This window comes from Streptomyces sp. NPDC057438 (assembly GCF_042802995.1).
GTDB lineage: Bacteria > Actinomycetota > Actinomycetes > Streptomycetales > Streptomycetaceae > Streptomyces.
Map to the genome: position 1 here is coordinate 22,778 of NZ_JBHVDD010000011.1, position 15,560 is coordinate 38,337.

Annotated in this window: 13 protein-coding genes; 12 read left to right on the forward strand and 1 reads right to left on the reverse strand. The window is 73.2% G+C overall.

The window, feature by feature from the left end; translation table 11 throughout:
• Positions 1-534 precede the first annotated feature (534 nt).
• The 12 genes from ACFU5F_RS09260 (at position 535) to fabG (ending at position 13,626) form a co-directional block, all read left to right on the forward strand.
• Positions 535-1,383: a class I fructose-bisphosphate aldolase family protein gene (locus tag ACFU5F_RS09260; protein WP_383884218.1), complete on the forward strand. Its 849-nt coding sequence runs from the start codon at positions 535-537 to the stop codon at positions 1,381-1,383.
• A complete protein-coding gene (locus ACFU5F_RS09265) occupies positions 1,380-2,630 on the forward strand; it encodes a 3-dehydroquinate synthase II family protein (RefSeq protein ID WP_383884221.1) in 1,251 nt (416 codons plus the stop codon). The genes ACFU5F_RS09260 and ACFU5F_RS09265 overlap by 4 nt, the downstream gene beginning before the upstream one ends.
• Positions 2,631-2,636: 6 nt before the next feature.
• On the forward strand, positions 2,637-4,052 hold the full coding sequence (locus ACFU5F_RS09270) for a class I adenylate-forming enzyme family protein (RefSeq protein WP_383884223.1): 1,416 nt from the start codon (positions 2,637-2,639) through the stop codon (positions 4,050-4,052).
• A gap of 48 nt (positions 4,053-4,100) precedes the next feature.
• Positions 4,101-4,415: an acyl carrier protein gene (locus ACFU5F_RS09275; RefSeq protein ID WP_383884226.1), complete on the forward strand. Its 315-nt coding sequence runs from the start codon at positions 4,101-4,103 to the stop codon at positions 4,413-4,415.
• Positions 4,412-4,729, forward strand: coding sequence for an acyl carrier protein (locus ACFU5F_RS09280; RefSeq protein WP_383884228.1), 318 nt, complete (start codon positions 4,412-4,414; stop codon positions 4,727-4,729). The genes ACFU5F_RS09275 and ACFU5F_RS09280 overlap by 4 nt, the downstream gene beginning before the upstream one ends.
• Positions 4,719-5,996 (forward strand): beta-ketoacyl-[acyl-carrier-protein] synthase family protein, encoded by a 1,278-nt coding sequence (locus ACFU5F_RS09285; RefSeq protein ID WP_383884230.1) that lies wholly within the window; start codon positions 4,719-4,721, stop codon positions 5,994-5,996. Before ACFU5F_RS09280 ends, ACFU5F_RS09285 begins: the two co-directional genes overlap by 11 nt.
• Positions 5,993-6,877: a hypothetical protein gene (locus ACFU5F_RS09290; protein ID WP_383884232.1), complete on the forward strand. Its 885-nt coding sequence runs from the start codon at positions 5,993-5,995 to the stop codon at positions 6,875-6,877. The genes ACFU5F_RS09285 and ACFU5F_RS09290 overlap by 4 nt, the downstream gene beginning before the upstream one ends.
• Positions 6,864-8,564, forward strand: a complete 1,701-nt coding sequence (locus ACFU5F_RS09295) for a class I adenylate-forming enzyme family protein (protein WP_383884235.1) — start codon at positions 6,864-6,866, stop codon at positions 8,562-8,564. Before ACFU5F_RS09290 ends, ACFU5F_RS09295 begins: the two co-directional genes overlap by 14 nt.
• Positions 8,561-9,115 (forward strand): hypothetical protein, encoded by a 555-nt coding sequence (locus ACFU5F_RS09300; protein WP_383884238.1) that lies wholly within the window; start codon positions 8,561-8,563, stop codon positions 9,113-9,115. The genes ACFU5F_RS09295 and ACFU5F_RS09300 overlap by 4 nt, the downstream gene beginning before the upstream one ends.
• A 98-nt stretch (positions 9,116-9,213) precedes the next feature.
• Entirely contained in the window at positions 9,214-11,277 is a 2,064-nt protein-coding gene (locus ACFU5F_RS09305) for an FAD/NAD(P)-binding protein (protein WP_383884240.1), read from the forward strand.
• Between the two features lie 2 nt (positions 11,278-11,279).
• Complete coding sequence (locus tag ACFU5F_RS09310) at positions 11,280-12,752, forward strand: adenylosuccinate lyase family protein (protein WP_383884243.1); 1,473 nt, start codon at positions 11,280-11,282, stop codon at positions 12,750-12,752.
• Positions 12,753-12,909: 157 nt separating this feature from the next.
• A complete protein-coding gene (fabG, locus tag ACFU5F_RS09315; protein ID WP_383884246.1) occupies positions 12,910-13,626 on the forward strand; it encodes a 3-oxoacyl-ACP reductase FabG in 717 nt (238 codons plus the stop codon).
• Between the two features lie 80 nt (positions 13,627-13,706).
• Here the strand turns inward: fabG and pgi are convergent, their stop codons facing one another.
• Positions 13,707-15,359, reverse strand: coding sequence for a glucose-6-phosphate isomerase (gene pgi / locus ACFU5F_RS09320; protein WP_383884249.1), 1,653 nt, complete (start codon positions 15,357-15,359; stop codon positions 13,707-13,709).
• Between the last annotated feature and the right edge of the window lie 201 nt (positions 15,360-15,560).

Consider the following 15,560-nt stretch of genomic DNA (forward strand, 5'->3'; position numbering starts at 1 on the left):
GGGCTCACTTCCGGTGCGCCCGGACACGAATGGGTCCGGGCCCAGAGGGGGACGGCCACGCATGAAACACGAACCGGACACCGCCTGTCACCCCAGGCCAGGAAATTCTACTCCCCCAAGGAAGTCTCACCGAAGGACCGCCCGGAGACCTCATCGAATTGTTTCGACGGCGGACCGGGCTCACCGATGACACGCGACAACGACATATTTATAGCGTCACATGAGATCCCATGAGATCCCATGTGATCTCCCTATGTGTGCGGACAGATCGCCCCGATACACCACGAACACCATCCTCCGCCGCCGTCAACCCGCGAGGTCCTGTCAAGTCGCTATCAGATAGTCATGTGCCCGCTCGCATAAAAATTTGCCCGCGGCCATGCCTTGCCAACTCGCGATCACGCACGAAATGCTGACGCCCTGGCAGAACTTGAAAGTTCTACGACCATCGCTTTTCGGACATGAAGGCCGCGTCGGGTTGCCATGGTTCGACTTTCCTAAATGCAGCCTCGGAGCTGGGAAGGCGCATTACCCATGCTGAAAACTGGCAAGCCATTACGTTGGAGAAGACTTTCCCTGGCCGGTGACGACCGACATTTGCTCATACCTCTCGACCACAGCGTTTCGGACGGCCCGGTCGCCCCTCCGGGACAGTGGGAAGCCCTGCTGCGGGAACTGGTGGCCGGCGGGGCCGACGGGGTCATCGTCCACAAGGGGCGAGCCCGCACCCTCGCCCCCGAGCTTCTCGGGAACTGCGCGCTGGTGGTGCATCTGAGCGCCAGCACGGCGTGTTCCGCCGACGTGGACGCCAAGGTGCTGGTCGGCGATGTCGAGGAGGCGGTGACACTCGGCGCGGACGCGGTCAGCGTCCATGTGAACATCGGCTCGGACACCGAGGGGCGTCAGCTCGCCGACCTCGGCGCGGTGGCCCGCTCGTGCGACACCTGGGGCATGCCGCTGATCGCGATGGTCTATCCGCGCGGCCCCCGGATCGAGAACCCGCACGACCCCGCCCTCCTCGCGCACGTCGTGAACGTCGCCGCCGATCTGGGCGCCGACATGGTGAAGACGACCGTCGCCCTGCCGCTGGACCGGATGGCCGAGGTGGTGGCCCACAGCCCCATCCCCGTCCTCGCGGCCGGTGGCCCGCCGGACGGATCCGACCTGATCGAGTACGGCACCGCCGTGATGGCGGCGGGCTGCCGGGGGCTCGCCGTCGGCCGCCGTGTCTTCTCCTCCCCCTCCCCCGCCTCCCTGGTCTCCCGGCTCGCCGCGGTGGTGCACGGCACCGCCGGCGACGGGCTCCCCAATGGCATGAGCATGACTGATACGTCCTCCTCTCCCTCTTCCCGTTACTCGACGATCGTGGCAGGTGTCGCATGAGGTTCGCGTGGATCGATCTCCGTGAAGTCCCCCGTCCGCAGCTCCAGGCGGTGGTGGACGCGGCCGTCCACGCCCGGATGGCCGGAGTGGTCTCCGCGGACGCCGAGCTGCTGGGAACCCTGCCGCCGACGGTCACCCGGGTGCTGGCCTCCGCGTCCCGGACCGAGGCACCCGCGAAGAAGCCCGCCGACAAGCACGTCAAGAACGACAGGAGCGACGGGGGCGACAGGAGCGGCGGGGGCGAGAAGGACACGAAGGCCGGCGCCGGCGCCGGGCCCGCGAGCGGCACCTCGCCCGGCGCCGGATGCGACCTGCTGCTGCGGAAGTTCACCACCCAGGACGAGTTGGACGCCCTCGCCGCCGAGAACCGGGTCACCACCGGCACAACGGTGTCCGGTACGCCCGTCGCCGGGTTCGTCGACGTACGGGACGACCGCACGCTCCAGCTGTCGTGCGTGGGCGCCATGGCGCTGCCGTACACGGTGATCCATTTCGCCGACCCGACGAAGATCCCGCTGGAGATCGTGCTCGCGGCGGCCGAGTCGGCCGAGGGCAAGCTGGTGACCGTCGTCGGGGACCTGGAGGAGGCGGCCATCGTCTTCGACGTCCTCGAACGCGGTTCCGACGGCATCCTGTTCACGCCCCGGAGCGCGGACGACGTGTTCGCGCTGGCCCGGCTGCTGGAGGCGACGACCCCGCAGCTGGAGCTGTCCACCCTGACGGTGGAGAGCATCCGGCACGTCGGGCTCGGCGACCGGGTCTGTGTGGACACCTGCTCGCACTTCGAGGAGGACGAGGGCATCCTCGTCGGCTCGTACTCGTCCGGTTTCGTGCTCTGCTGCAGCGAGACGCACCCGCTGCCGTACATGCCGACCCGGCCGTTCCGGGTCAACGCCGGTGCCCTGCACTCGTACACGCTGGGCCCCGACAACCGCACCAACTATCTCAGCGAGGTCGGCTCCGGCAGCGCCCTGCTCGCGGTCGGCGCCGACGGCCGCACCCGGCGGGTGGTGGTCGGGAGGGCCAAGCTGGAGTCCCGGCCGCTGCTGGAGATCCGCACGCACGCGGAGGACGGGCGGCTGGTGAGCCTGACCGTGCAGGACGACTGGCACGTCCGGGTCCTCGGGCCGGGCGGCAAGGTCCTCAATGTCACCGAACTGCGGACCGGGGACGAACTGCTCGGCTACCTGGCGCAGGACAAGCGCCATGTCGGCCTGCCCATCGGCGAGTTCTGCAAGGAGGTCTGAGGTCCCATGGGCGAACTCGTGGCGGCCGCGGCCGGCGAGGACGGAATGCGCGTCCTGGTCCAGCGGCTGTTCGACGCGCGGGACGACGGCCTGCCGTATCTGACGCACCAGCGGGAGACCGTCGGGCGGGGCGGGTTACGGGAGCGCGTGGCCCGGCAGGCCGCCGTGTTCGCCGGCTACGGCATCGGTCCCGGCAGCACGGTGGGGCTGCGGACGCCGCCCAGCTTCACCCAGGTCGAGGTGCTGCTCGCGCTGTGGCGGCTGGGCGCGCAGGTGATGCTGTTCGACTTCCGGCTGAAGCCCGCCGAGGTGGACGCGCTCTGCGGCGGCTGCCGGCCGCAGTTCATGGTCCGGGCCGGGTCCAACGTCCGGGCGGCGTTCGGTTTCCGGCCCGAGTACGAGGTCGCCACCGAGTGCCGCAGGGGCGGCCTGCCCGCCGCGGGCGCGCACCGGCTGGTCCAGTTCAGCTCGGGCTCCACCGGGCGGCCGAAGGTGATCGGCAGGACCGCCGGGTCGATCGCCGCCGAGATCGAGTCGTTCGCGGCGGTGCCCGGGATGCCGGTTGAGGGCGACCGGCTGCTGCTGCTCAGCTCCACGGCGCACAGCTTCGGCCTGATCGGCGGGCTGCTGCACGCCCTCGCCGCCGGGGTCCGCGTCGTCTTCGCACCCCGGGTCTCCGCCCGCGAGATCCTGCGGGCCTCCGCCGACCACCGGGTCACCCACCTGTTCGGGGTGCCGATGCACTACGAGCTGCTCGCCGCCGCCCTCGATCCACCCGAGCTGCCCGAACTGCGGGCCGCCGTCTCCGGTGGGGAGCTGATGCCGCCCGAGGTCGCCGCGCGGTTCGCCGAACGGTACGGCGTGCGGGTCGGCGAGGCCTACGGCACCACCGAGACCGGCATCGTCACCATCGACGTCGGCGGCACGCTCCGGCCCACGGTCGGGCGGCCCGCGCCGGGGGTGCTGGTCCGGGAGCACAAGGGCGAACTGGACGTCGCGCTCGACGCGTCGCCGTACCTCTTCGACTCCGGCGGCACCCAGTACGAGGACGGCTGGCTGCACACCCGCGACCGGGCCACCGTGGGCGCCGACGGCACGGTCACCGTGGGCGGGCGCGCCGACTCGCTCGTCGTCGTCGGCGGCCTCAAGGTCGACCTCACGGAGGTCGAGCACGTCCTGCGCGCGCACCCGGCCGTCGAACAGGCCGTGCTGGTCCACGAGGACGTGACCGAGGCGTACGTGGCGGTCGCCGCCGGAGCCGTGAGCCCGTCGGCGGAGGAGCTGCTGCGCTGGTGCCGGGAGCGGCTGGCCGACCACAAGCTGCCCCGCGTGATCCGGCTGCTGGACACCCTGCCCCGCACGTCGAACGGGAAGCTGGTCCGCCGGGCGGCCACGCTCCAGGCGGCGGCGGGCGGCGCGTAGCGACCCGGCGGGAGGGCGCCCCGCACCACTCCCCGCACGACTTTTCGCATGAACCTTCTCACGACATTCCCCCTGGAGATGGCGATCATGAGCACGTCCACCCTGGACAACGAGATCCGCGAGTTCGTCCTGACCACGGTCATCGACGAGATGAACATCCTGCTGAGCCGCGACGGCATCACGGACGAGAGCCCGGTGACCGTCGGCGGGCTGGAGCTGGACTCCCTGAGCCTGATCGAGCTGACGCTGCGGCTGGAGTCGCGGTTCGGCGTGGAGATCCCGGACACCGACATCGAGCCGCTGGCCTCCCTGACCCTCGGCGGGCTCGTCTCCGAGGTCGTCGGGCGCGGGGCGAAGGCATGAGCGCGGAGGTCTCCGCGCCGTCCGCCCCGGAGGCGTCCGTGCCCTCGGTCATCACGCTCGACACCGTCCGGGAGCTGCTGTCCGACCGCAAGATCTTCCCCGGCGTCCCGGACGACCTCGGCGACGACTCCGAACTGGTCCTGGACTCCATGGGGTTGGTGTGGCTGCTGCATGTGGTGGAGGAGCGGTACGGCCTGGTCGTGGAGCCCGGTGACGAGGACATCGCGAACCTGACCTCGCTGCGGCGGCTCACGGAGTTCCTGAGCGCGTCCGCGGCGGACGCGGCGCAGGGGGGTGACCGCGTTGACCGGTGACGTGACGGTGACCGGGTTCGGGGTCCGCACGGCCTTCGGCGCGGGCGCGGACGCCCTGCGCCGCGGTGTCTTCGCCGGTGTTCCCTCCTTCGCGCCCACCACCCGCTTCGACACCGGCCCGTACCGCACGCCGATGGCCGGCGCCGCCCCCGACGGCCCTGACGCGGCCGGGTTCCGGTCCCTGCGCCCCGCTCTCGCCCGCTGCGGACGGGAGGCGCTCGACATGGCGGGCCTGCCCCCGGGCACCGAGGCGGCGGTCCTGCTCGGCGTCGCGGGCGACTGCACGAGCATCACGCGCTACTGGCGGGAAGCCTCCGCGAGGCCGGGCACCGGCGTGAGCGCCGACGCGGACCGGGCCGACCTCGACGGCGGCGCGGGCGCGGCAGACCGGAACGGCGGCGCGGGCGAAGCCCCGACCGACAGCGACAGCGACACGGTCGCGCACCTCGCCGACGCCGTCCCGGCGCACCTCGCCGAATCGCTGGCCCGCAGCCTCGGGCTGACGGGACCCCGGCTCACGTTCACCAACGCCTGTGTGGCCTCCGCCGCCGCGATCATCCACGCCTGCCGGCTGATCTCGTCCGGCCGGGCCGACGTGGCAGTGTGCGCCGGCGGCTACCTCGTGGAGGAGGAGACGTTCGGGAAGTTCGACTCGGGGCGGGCGCTGTCCCGCGACGGCCTGGTGCGGCCGTTCAGCGCGGACCGCACCGGGCTGCTGCTCGGCGACGGGGTCGCGGCGGTCGTACTGGAGTCCGCCGAGCACGCGCGGCGGCGCGGGGCCCGGCCGCTGGCGGGCGTGACCGGCTGGGGCGCCGCCACCGACGCCCACCACATCGCCCAGCCGCATCCGGAGGGCGTCGGCCTCGCCCGCGCCGCCCGGCAGGCACTGCGGCTGGCCGGCGACCCCGACGGGGCGGCCCTCGGTTATGTCAACGCGCACGGCACCGGCACCAAGTACAACGACGGCGCCGAGACCCGGGGGCTGCGCGCCGCCCTCGGGGACCGGGCCGCATCGATCCCGGTCAGCTCCACCAAGAGCACCACCGGCCATCTCCTGGAGGCGGCCGGTGTCGTGGAGTTCGTGATCACGGTGCTGGCCCTCATGGACGGCGTCCTGCCGCCGACCGCGAACCTCACGCGGCCGGACCCGGAGTGCGACCTCGACTACGTGCCGAACCGGCCCCGCCGGGCCGACCTGCGCCGGGCCCTCACCATCAACGCCGCCTTCGGCGGCGCCAACACCGCACTCGTCCTGGAGCGACCGTGACGACGACGGACCACGGCGAAGCCGCGCCGACCGACACGGAGGAGCCCGCGCCGGCCGGGAAGGGGCCCTTGCGCTCCCCCCTCGGCCTCCTCACCACCGCCACCGCCACCCACGGCACCGGGCGCCCCGGTGACATCCCGCTGCCGCGGCTGCCGGGGTTCGTGGAGTCGGCGTTCAGCCCCCTGGCGTACGAGGTCACCGCACGGTGTCTGACCGAGCGGCCGGGGGACAGCTCCCGCACCGCCGTCGTGCTGGCGAGCCTCCAGGGGGACACCACCACGGCCGATCTGGCGAGCCGGCGGGTGGTGTCCGGGCGGGTCCACAACCCGCTGCTGTTCATGCAGGCCACCCCCAACTCCGTGCTGGGGCACCTCAGCCGGGAGTTCGGGATCACCGGCCAGATGTTCAGCCTCTCCACTCTCGACGACCCGGTGACCGAACTGCTGGCCATGGCGGACCTCCTCCTGGAGGACCCGGAGCTGGACCGGGTCCTGGTGGCCGCCGTGGAACTGGGCGGGGGTGCGCGTACGGCCGCCGTGCGCCGGGAGCTGGCCGCCGGCACCGGCCGCCCGGCCGGGGACCTCCCGGAGGCGGCCGCCCTGGCGGCGGCCGTCCTCCTCGGTCGCCCCGGCGCGGACGCGCCCGTGACCGTCCGCGCGACGCGGGCCCACGGCGGCGAGCGGCCGGGGACGCCCACGCACCCAGGCAGCGTCCGTGGCCTGTTCGACCTGGCCGCCGCCCACCGACGGCTGCTGCGGGACGGCGGAACCCACGTCCTGGCCACCGAACGCCGGGCGCCCGCGTTCCTCCTCGACGCCGAACCGCTCCCGGACCGGGACGAGACGGAAAGAAACGAGACGGAGACCCATGCTCATCAGTAGGCAGGAGCGGGCGCGGATCTGCTCCGACACCGAACTCGGCGCGGGCAACATCCTCGGGCGACTGCGCGCGTACGAACGCCCGCTCGACGAACCGGTGCTGCGGACCGACGGCACCTGGCGGGCACCGGACGGCAGTCACCCCGAGGTGCTGACGCTCGGGCAGCTGTACGAGGCGGTGGAGACGTACGCGGGCTGGTACGCGTCCCGGGGCGTGCGCCCCCGTGACCCGGTGGCCGTCCACTCCTTCTGTGCCGCCGAGTTCGCGGTGAACTTCCTGGCACTGACCTCTCTCGGCGCCGTCCCGTCGTTCGTCAACGGCAACCTGGCCCCCGAGACCGCCCGGGAGTACGTCCGCCGCCAGGGCGCGGTGGGCGCGTTCACCGACGAGGCCCACCGCGAGGTGCCGGCCGACGGCCCGGCGGACGGGGCGGGCCTCGGCTTCCGGGTGACCGCCGCCGACATCCGGCCGCAGCACCGGGCGTCGCTCCCGGCGTCGTACCCGTACCGGCACGATGCGACCGACCCGGTGCTGATCTCCCACTCGTCCGGCACCACCGGCATGCCCAAGGGCGTGCCGCACACCCACCGGACGCTGATGTACGCCCAGGTGCACCGGCTGCGGTTCTCCACCGGCGCCGACATGGAGCGCACCCTGGTGGGACTTCCCGGCGCGCACAACGCGATGGTGGCGACGCTGCTGTACTGCCTGCTGCTGCGCACGGACATCAAGCTGCTCTCCAGCCAGCGCGGGCGGGACGTGCTGGACGCCGTCGAGGAGTACCGGCCGACGACGGTCCTGGCCTTCGCCGGGACCTTCGGCGAGATGGCGGCGGAGGATCTCGCCGCGCGGGACCTGTCGAGCGTGCAGGTGTGGTTCAACACCGGGGACGCGGCGCACGAGGCGCACATCCGGGCGCTCGTCCGGCACGGGAGCCATACCGAGATCCGGCGCGATCTGAGCCGGGTCCGGGTCGACGGTTCGGTCTTCGTGGACGGTCTCGGTTCGTCGGAGGCCGGCTACTCCGTCTTCCACAACCGGCACACCAAGGACACCTCGGCCTACGCGCGCCGCGTCGGCAAGCCGATCAGCTTCGCCGAGGCCGCGGTGCTGGCGGAGGACGGCACCCCGCTGCCGGCCGGACAGGTCGGCCGCCTCGGTCTCAAGTCGCCCACGCTGACGCCCGGTTACTGGAACGACTCCCTGACCTGGAATCGGATGCGGCTGGGCGGCTACTGGCTCACCGGCGACCTCGCGCACCGGGACGAGGAGGGCAACTTCTACCACCTCGACCGGGTCCCGGACGCCGTCCGCACCCGCGCCGGGATCGTCTTCAGCACCCGCACCGAGGAACTGCTGCTCGCCGAACTTCCCGGGCTCGCCGACTGCACGGTGGTCGGGGTCGCCCCCGACGGGGTCCGCGCGGACTGGGACGGCGACGGCGAGGCCGAGGCGTACGCGCTGCTCCAGCTGACCGAGGAGGAGGGCGAGGACGGCGACGAGGTGTGGACCGGGCGGGTCAACGCCGTGCTGGCGGCCGCCGGTTTCCCGCCGGTCACCCGGGCGCTGCGCATGCGCCCGGAGGACGTGGCCAAGGGCGCCACCGGAAAGGTTCTCAAACGAGTGATGCGCGACCGGTTCGCCGCCCGCCCGGCCGCCGCGAACACCGCCGAGGAGCAGCAGGCATGAGCACGCACGACGGCGCCGACGGCGTCAACCACCGCGCCCGCGCCGGTGAGGCGTACCGGCTGTGGTGGCAGCACGACGCGAACTGGTACCAGGGCGTGGCCGCGCGGTACGGCCAGGAGGTCGCGAACGAGATCAACGCTGAGGCGATGCAGAAGGTCGCCCTGCACGTCGGGCAGCGTGTCGCCCGGCTGCACGGACCGCTCCCGGACACCGGCGACGCCCGCAAGGACCTGGAGGAGCTGCGCCGCCGCTACGACGACTGCGGCGACCGGATGTTCCCGCCGGAGCTGCGCAACGCGGCCACCGAGGTCGAGGACGACGACCTGATCGTGCTCACCCTGAAGCGGAACTTCGCCATCACCATGGTCCGGATGGCCGGTTCGCTGGAGGGCTACCGGTGCCCGTGCACGGCCGTCCACGCCGGATGGTCCGAGGGCCTGGGCGCGCGGCTCACGGAGAACCGGGCCGAGAGCTGTCTGCGGGACGGCGACCCGGCGTGCCGTCTGATCATGCGGGTCTGCGGCACCGCCACACCCGGCGCGGAGGCCTGAGCGGTGCGTGTACGCGTCGCCGGGGCCACCGGAGGGGCCCGCACGGTCCTGGGCTGGAAGCCGGGCCGACAGGGCCGACGTGACGGGCGGGGCCGGGAATGATCCGAGCCGAGGACGCGCTCGCGATCTGTGTGATCGGCGCCGGTCCGCGTGGCCTGTCCGTACTGGAGCGGATCTGCGCCAACGCGGACGCGGCCGGACGGCCGGTCGAGGTCCACCTCGTCGACCCGTATCCGCCGGGTGCGGGGGCGGTGTGGCGCACGGATCAGCCGGGCGAGTTGCTGATGAACACGGTCGCCTCCCAGGTGACCCTGTTCACCGACGACAGCGTGGACTGCGCCGGACCGCCGGTGCCGGGGCCGAGCCTGTACGCGTGGGCGTGCGCGGTGCGCGACGGGACCGCCGGACAGGACCTGCGGCGGGCGCTTCCGGCGCGGGCCGTGGAGGAGGCCCGGCGGCTGGGCCCCGACACCTATCCGACCCGCGCGTTCCACGGCCACTACCTGGAATGGGTGTTCCGGCACCTGACGCGCACGGCCCCCGGCCGGGTGACGGTCCGCACCCACCGGACGACGGCGGTCGCGCTGACCGACGACACCGGGCCCGGGCGCGGCGAGGACACCGCGGGCCGGTACGGCGCCGGGGTCCCGGCCCCGCCGCAGCGGGTGACGCTGGCCAACGGCGACCGGCTGGCGGGGCTGGACGCGGTGGTGCTGGCCCTCGGCCACGGCGCCCTGACGCCGTCGCCGGAGGAACGCGCCCTGTGCTCCTTCGCCGAACGCCACCGTCTCGCCTACGTGGCCCCCGCCAACCCGGCCGACGCCGACCTGAGTCGCATCGCACCGGGCACCCCGGTCGCCCTGCGGGGGCTGGGCCTGAACTTCTTCGACTGCCTGGCCCTGCTCACCGAGGGCCGGGGCGGCACCTTCAAGGAGGGCGAGTCCGGCCTCGTGTACCTGCCGAGCGGCAACGAGCCCGTGCTGTACGCCGGTTCGCGGCGCGGCGTCCCGTACCACGCCCGGGGCGAGAACGAGAAGGGCGCGCTCGGCCGCCACGAGCCGCGCTTCCTGACCCCGGACGTCATCGCGGGTCTCCGGCGCCGGGTGGCCGACGGGCGGCCGCTCGGCTTCCGGCAGGACCTGTGGCCGCTCGTCGACCGCGAGGTACGGACCGTCTACCACGAGGCGTGGATCCGCGCCGCCCGGGGACCGGAGGCGGCCGGGGAGTTCGTACGGTCGTGCCTCGCGGGCGCGAGTGGACGGGACGAGGCAGCCCTGCTGGACCGTCACGCGGTCCCGTCCGGGGAGCGCTGGGACTGGACACGGATCGAACGGCCCTACGGCGGGCGGCGGTTCGCCGGCCGCGCCGACTTCCGGCAGTGGCTGCTGGCGTATCTGCGCCGGGACGTCGCCGAGGCCCGGCTGGGCAATGTGAGCGGACCGCTGAAGGCGGCGCTGGACGCCCTGCGGGATCTACGCAACGAGATCCGGCTCGTCGTCGACCACGGGGGTGTGTCCGGCGCTTCGTACCGTGCCGAACTCGACGGCTGGTACACCCCGTTGAACGCCTTCACCTCGATCGGCCCGCCCGCCTTCCGCGTGGAGCAGCTGATCGCGCTGATCGAGGCGGACGTCGTGCGGGTGCTCGGCCCGGGCATGCGGGTGCGGGCGTGGGCGCCCGGGGCGGGGGGCGCCGGCGAGGGCGGTTTCCTCGTGGACGCGGAGTCGGTGGACGAGGCTCCGGTACGGGTGCGCGGCCTGATCGAGGCCCGGCTGCCCGCCGTGGACCTGCGGCGGAGCACCGACCCGCTGCTCCGGGGGCTGCTCGCGTCCGGCGCGTGCGGCCCGTACCGGCTGCCGGGCGAGCCGGGGTACGAGCCCGGCGGGCTGGCGGTCACCGACGGCCCGCCCCGGCTGGTGGACGCGGCCGGCCGGGCGCATCCGCGCCGGTTCGCCTTCGGGGTGCCGGTGGAGGGGGTGCGCTGGGTGACGGCGGTCGGCGTGAGACCCGGCGTCGGCTCGGTGACGCTGGAGGACTCGGACGCGATCGCACGGGCGGCGCTGGGGCTGGGACCGGAGACGGGACCGGGGACGGGACCGGAGAGCCGCGAGGGCACGGTAGGTCCCTCCCCGCGTCCGGCATCAGGCACAAGGAGTCGATGAGCATGAACGCGATGTCCGTGGGCACCGACGCGGGCCTGCTCGCCCCCACGTGGGCGGGCACACCCGTGGCCGCCGAGGTGACCGACGAGGCGTGGCTGCAGGCCATGCTGGACGCCGAGGTGGCGCTGGCCCGCGCGCAGCACGCGGTCGGGCTGACACCCGCCGGCGCCGTGGCGGTGATCGTCGCGGCGGCCCGCGCGGAACGGCTCGACCTGGTGGCCCTGGCGCACGCGGCCCGGGCGGCCGCCAACCCGGTGGTCGCCCTGGTGACCGTCCTCACCGAGGCCGTCGCCGCGAAGGATCCGGCCGCCGCGGAGTACGTGCACCGGGGGTCCACCAGCCAGGACATCCTGGATTCGGCGGCGATGCTGATCGGCCGCCGGGTGCTCGACCTGATCGCGGCGGACCTGTGCCGGGTGGCGGCCGCCCTCGCCGCGCTGGCCGACACCCACCGCCGCACCGTCCTCGCCGGGCGCACCCTCGCCCAGCACGCGGTGCCGACGACCTTCGGGCTGAAGGCGGCGGGGTGGCTGGAGCTGGTCACCGACGCGTCGGTGCGGGTGCGGGCGGTGGCCTCGCGGCTTCCGGCCCAGCTGGGCGGAGCGGGCGGGACACTGGCCGCGTACCGCGAGTACGCGGTGGTGGACCGCGGCGGCCCGGACGCGACCGAGGGCGGACCGGACGGCGGCCCCGGTGAGGGCGGGCTGGAGCTGGTCAAGCCGTTCGCCGAGGCGCTGGGACTCGCCGAGCCCACCCTCCCCTGGCACACCGTCCGCACCCCGGTCGCCGACCTGGGGTCCGTGCTCCAGCTCGTCACCGGCGCGCTCGGTAAGTTCGCGCTCGACGTGCAGACGCTGTCCCGTACGGAGATCGGCGAGCTGTCCGAGCCGGCCGGGGCCGGGCGCGGCGCCTCCTCGGCCATGCCGCAGAAACGCAATCCGGCGCTGGCCACGCTGATCGTCTCGGCCGCCCGGCAGGTCCCCGCGCACGCCCTGGTGCTGGCGCAGTGTCTGCTCGCCGAGGACGAACGGCCCGCCGGGGCCTGGCACGCGGAGTGGCAGCCGCTGCGGGAGGCGCTGCGGCTGACGGGCGGGGCCGCGCACACCGCCGTCGAGCTGGCGGAGGGGCTGATCGTGCATCCCGGCCGCATGCGGGCCAACCTCGAACTGACCGGCGGCGCCATCGTCAGCGAACGCCTGAACGTGGCGCTGGCCCCGGTGCTCGGCAAGGTCCGCGCGAAGAAGCTCCTGGCGGCCGCCTCGGCCGAGGCGGCCGCCACCGGCCGACCGCTGCGCGCGGTGCTGACCGCCGACCCGGAACTGTCCGCCCGGTTCTCCCCCGACCGGCTCGCGCGGCTGCTCGATCCGGCCCGCTACACGGGCGCGGCCGAGGCCCTGGTCGACCGGGCCCTGCGCAGATACGGCGAGCTGAGCGCAGAACCGTGCGGCCACGAGGAGAACACAGGCACGTGGTGAGCCCCGCGAGCCGGACATCCGCGCTTGTCAGGAGCGCGGAGAACGGCGCGAGAAGCCCCCACCGGAGCCGCACCCGACACGAGCCCCCTCCCCCACACGCACCCACGCACCCACGCACCCACGCACCCACGCACCCACGCACGAAGAGGGAACACCCATGACACAGCCCACGCCCCGCTCGGTCCTGGTCACCGGTGGCAACAGGGGCATCGGACTCGCCGTGGCCCGCCGGTTCGCGGCGGCCGGTGACCGCGTCGCGGTGACGTACCGGAGCGAGGAACCCCCGGCCTCCGACGGTCTCCTCGCCGTACGGTGCGATGTGACGGACGGCGTCCAGGTCGACCGGGCGTTCGAGGAGGCCGAGTCCGCCCACGGCCCGGTCACCGTCCTCATCGCGAACGCGGGCGCGGTCCGGGACCGTCTGCTGGTGCGGATGTCCGAGGAGGACTTCACCTCCGTCGTCGACACCAACCTCACCGGGGCCTTCCGGGTGGCCCGGCGCGCGGTGCGCGGCATGCTGCGCGCGGGCCACGGCCGTATCGTCCTGGTCTCCTCCACGGCCGCCCTGCGCGGCGCCCCGGGTCAGACCAACTACGCGGCGGCGAAGGCGGGACTGGCCGGCTTCGCCCGCGCCCTCACCCAGGAACTCGGCCCCCGTGACATCACCTGCAACGTCGTGGCCCCCGGCCTCACCGAGACCGACATGAGCCGCGCCCTCACCGAGGACCAGCGTCAGGCGCTGCTGCGCACCACGCCCGCCGGGCGTACCGGCACCCCCGAGGAGGTCGCCGACGCGGTGGCCTTCCTGGCCGGCGCCGGCTATGTGCGGGGCGCGGTGATCCCGGTCGACGGGGGTGCCGGACTGGGGCACTGAGGCCGACGGGGGCGGCCCCCACAGGTTGGGGCGGGGAAGTGGACGTCGCGCGGCCGCCCGCTTCCCCGCCCCGGGTACGGCTACCGTCCGCGCAGCGCCCGGTAGGTGGCGACCAGCGCCTGCGTGGACGCGTCCAGGCCCGGCACCTGCGCACCCTCCGTCAGGGCCGGCTCCACGCGCTTGGCGAGGACCTTGCCCAGCTCGACGCCCCACTGGTCGAAGGAGTCGATGTTCCAGACGGCACCCTGGACGAACACCTTGTGCTCGTACAGCGCGATCAGCTGGCCGAGGACCGACGGGGTCAGCTCCTTCGCCAGGATCGTGGTCGTCGGGTGGTTGCCGCGGAACGTCTTGTGCGGCACCAGCTCCTCCGGCACACCCTCCGCCCGCACCTCGTCCGGCGTCTTGCCGAAGGCCAGCGCCTGGGTCTGGGCGAAGAAGTTGGCCATGAGCAGGTCGTGCTGGGCCTTCAGCGTGTCGCTCAGCTCGGCGACCGGCTCGGCGAAGCCGATGAAGTCCGCCGGGATCAGCTTCGTGCCCTGGTGGATCAGCTGGTAGTAGGCGTGCTGCCCGTTCGTCCCGGGCGTGCCCCACACCACCGGCCCGGTCTGCCACGCCACCGGCTCGCCGTCCCGGCCCACGTACTTGCCGTTGGACTCCATGTCCAACTGCTGCAGGTAGGCCGTGAACTTGGACAGGTAGTGGCTGTACGGCAGCACCGCGTGCGACTGGGCGTCGTGGAAGTTGCCGTACCAGATGCCCAACAGCCCCAGGAGGAGCGGCACATTGGACTCCGCGGGTGCCGTGCGGAAGTGCTCGTCGACGAGGTGGAACCCGTCGAGCATCTCGCGGAAGCGGTCCGGGCCGATCGCGATCATCAGGGACAGCCCGATCGCCGAGTCGTAGGAGTAGCGTCCGCCGACCCAGTCCCAGAACTCGAACATGTTGTCCGTGTCGATGCCGAAGTCCGACACCTTCCCCGCGTTCGTCGACAGTGCGACGAAGTGCTTGGCGACGGCGTCGGAACCGGCCTTCAGTTCGGCGAGCAGCCACTCGCGCGCGGAGGTCGCGTTGGTGATCGTCTCGATCGTGGTGAACGTCTTGGAGGCGATGACGAACAGGGTCTCCGCCGCGTCCAGGTCGCGCACCGCCTCGTGCAGGTCGGCGCCGTCCACGTTCGACACGAAGCGGACCGTGAGGTCGCGGTCGGTGTAGGAGCGCAGCACCTCGTACGCCATCGCCGGGCCCAGGTCGGAGCCGCCGATGCCGATGTTGACGATGTTCTTGATGCGCCGCCCGGTGTGGCCGGTCCACTCCCCGGACCGGATGCGCTCGGCGAAACCGCTCATCCGGTCGAGCACGGCGTGCACGGCCGGCACCACGTTCTCGCCGTCCACCTCGATCACCGCGTCGCGCGGGGCGCGCAACGCGGTGTGCAGGACGGCGCGGTCCTCGGTGGTGTTGATCTTCTCGCCGCGGAACATGGCGTCCCGCAGCCCGAACACGTCGGTCGCGGCGGCCAGCTCGCGCAGCAGCCGCAGCGTCTCGTCGGTGACCAGATGCTTGGAGTAGTCGACGTGCAGATCGCCGACCTCCAGCGTGTACCCGGCGCCGCGCCCGGGGTCCGCCGCGAACAGCTCGCGCAGCTGGACCTCACCCTGCTGCTCCCGGTGCTCGGCCAGCGCGGTCCATGCGGGCGTCTGGTCGAGCCTGGTACGGCTTTCTGCGTTCATCTCGGACTTCAGCCTTCTTTCCTACCTGGTCCTGCGTACCTTGCCCCGCTGCCGGTCCCAACCTAATTGATCACAGCCGGACACGAGCCGTCGTCCCGTGGTCGTCCGGGACAACAGCAGATACGTCCGTCCCGGGCGCCCGTGTCAGCACGGCACCGGACAGAACGGGGAAGGCCGACCCGACACGCCCGGGCGGCCCGG

Excerpts from the sequence above, each read along its gene's own strand:
- ACFU5F_RS09260 (WP_383884218.1), top strand. The coding sequence starts at position 535 with ATGCTGAAAACTGGCAAGCCATTACGTTGGAGAAGACTTTCCCTGGCC.
- ACFU5F_RS09265 (WP_383884221.1), top strand. The coding sequence starts at position 1,380 with ATGAGGTTCGCGTGGATCGATCTCCGTGAAGTCCCCCGTCCGCAGCTC.
- ACFU5F_RS09270 (WP_383884223.1), top strand. The coding sequence starts at position 2,637 with ATGGGCGAACTCGTGGCGGCCGCGGCCGGCGAGGACGGAATGCGCGTC.
- ACFU5F_RS09275 (WP_383884226.1), top strand. The coding sequence starts at position 4,101 with ATGAACCTTCTCACGACATTCCCCCTGGAGATGGCGATCATGAGCACG.
- ACFU5F_RS09280 (WP_383884228.1), top strand. The coding sequence starts at position 4,412 with ATGAGCGCGGAGGTCTCCGCGCCGTCCGCCCCGGAGGCGTCCGTGCCC.
- ACFU5F_RS09295 (WP_383884235.1), top strand. The coding sequence starts at position 6,864 with ATGCTCATCAGTAGGCAGGAGCGGGCGCGGATCTGCTCCGACACCGAA.
- ACFU5F_RS09300 (WP_383884238.1), top strand. The coding sequence starts at position 8,561 with ATGAGCACGCACGACGGCGCCGACGGCGTCAACCACCGCGCCCGCGCC.
- ACFU5F_RS09305 (WP_383884240.1), top strand. The coding sequence starts at position 9,214 with ATGATCCGAGCCGAGGACGCGCTCGCGATCTGTGTGATCGGCGCCGGT.
- ACFU5F_RS09310 (WP_383884243.1), top strand. The coding sequence starts at position 11,280 with ATGAACGCGATGTCCGTGGGCACCGACGCGGGCCTGCTCGCCCCCACG.
- fabG (WP_383884246.1), top strand. The coding sequence starts at position 12,910 with ATGACACAGCCCACGCCCCGCTCGGTCCTGGTCACCGGTGGCAACAGG.
- pgi (WP_383884249.1), bottom strand. The coding sequence starts at position 15,359 with ATGAACGCAGAAAGCCGTACCAGGCTCGACCAGACGCCCGCATGGACC.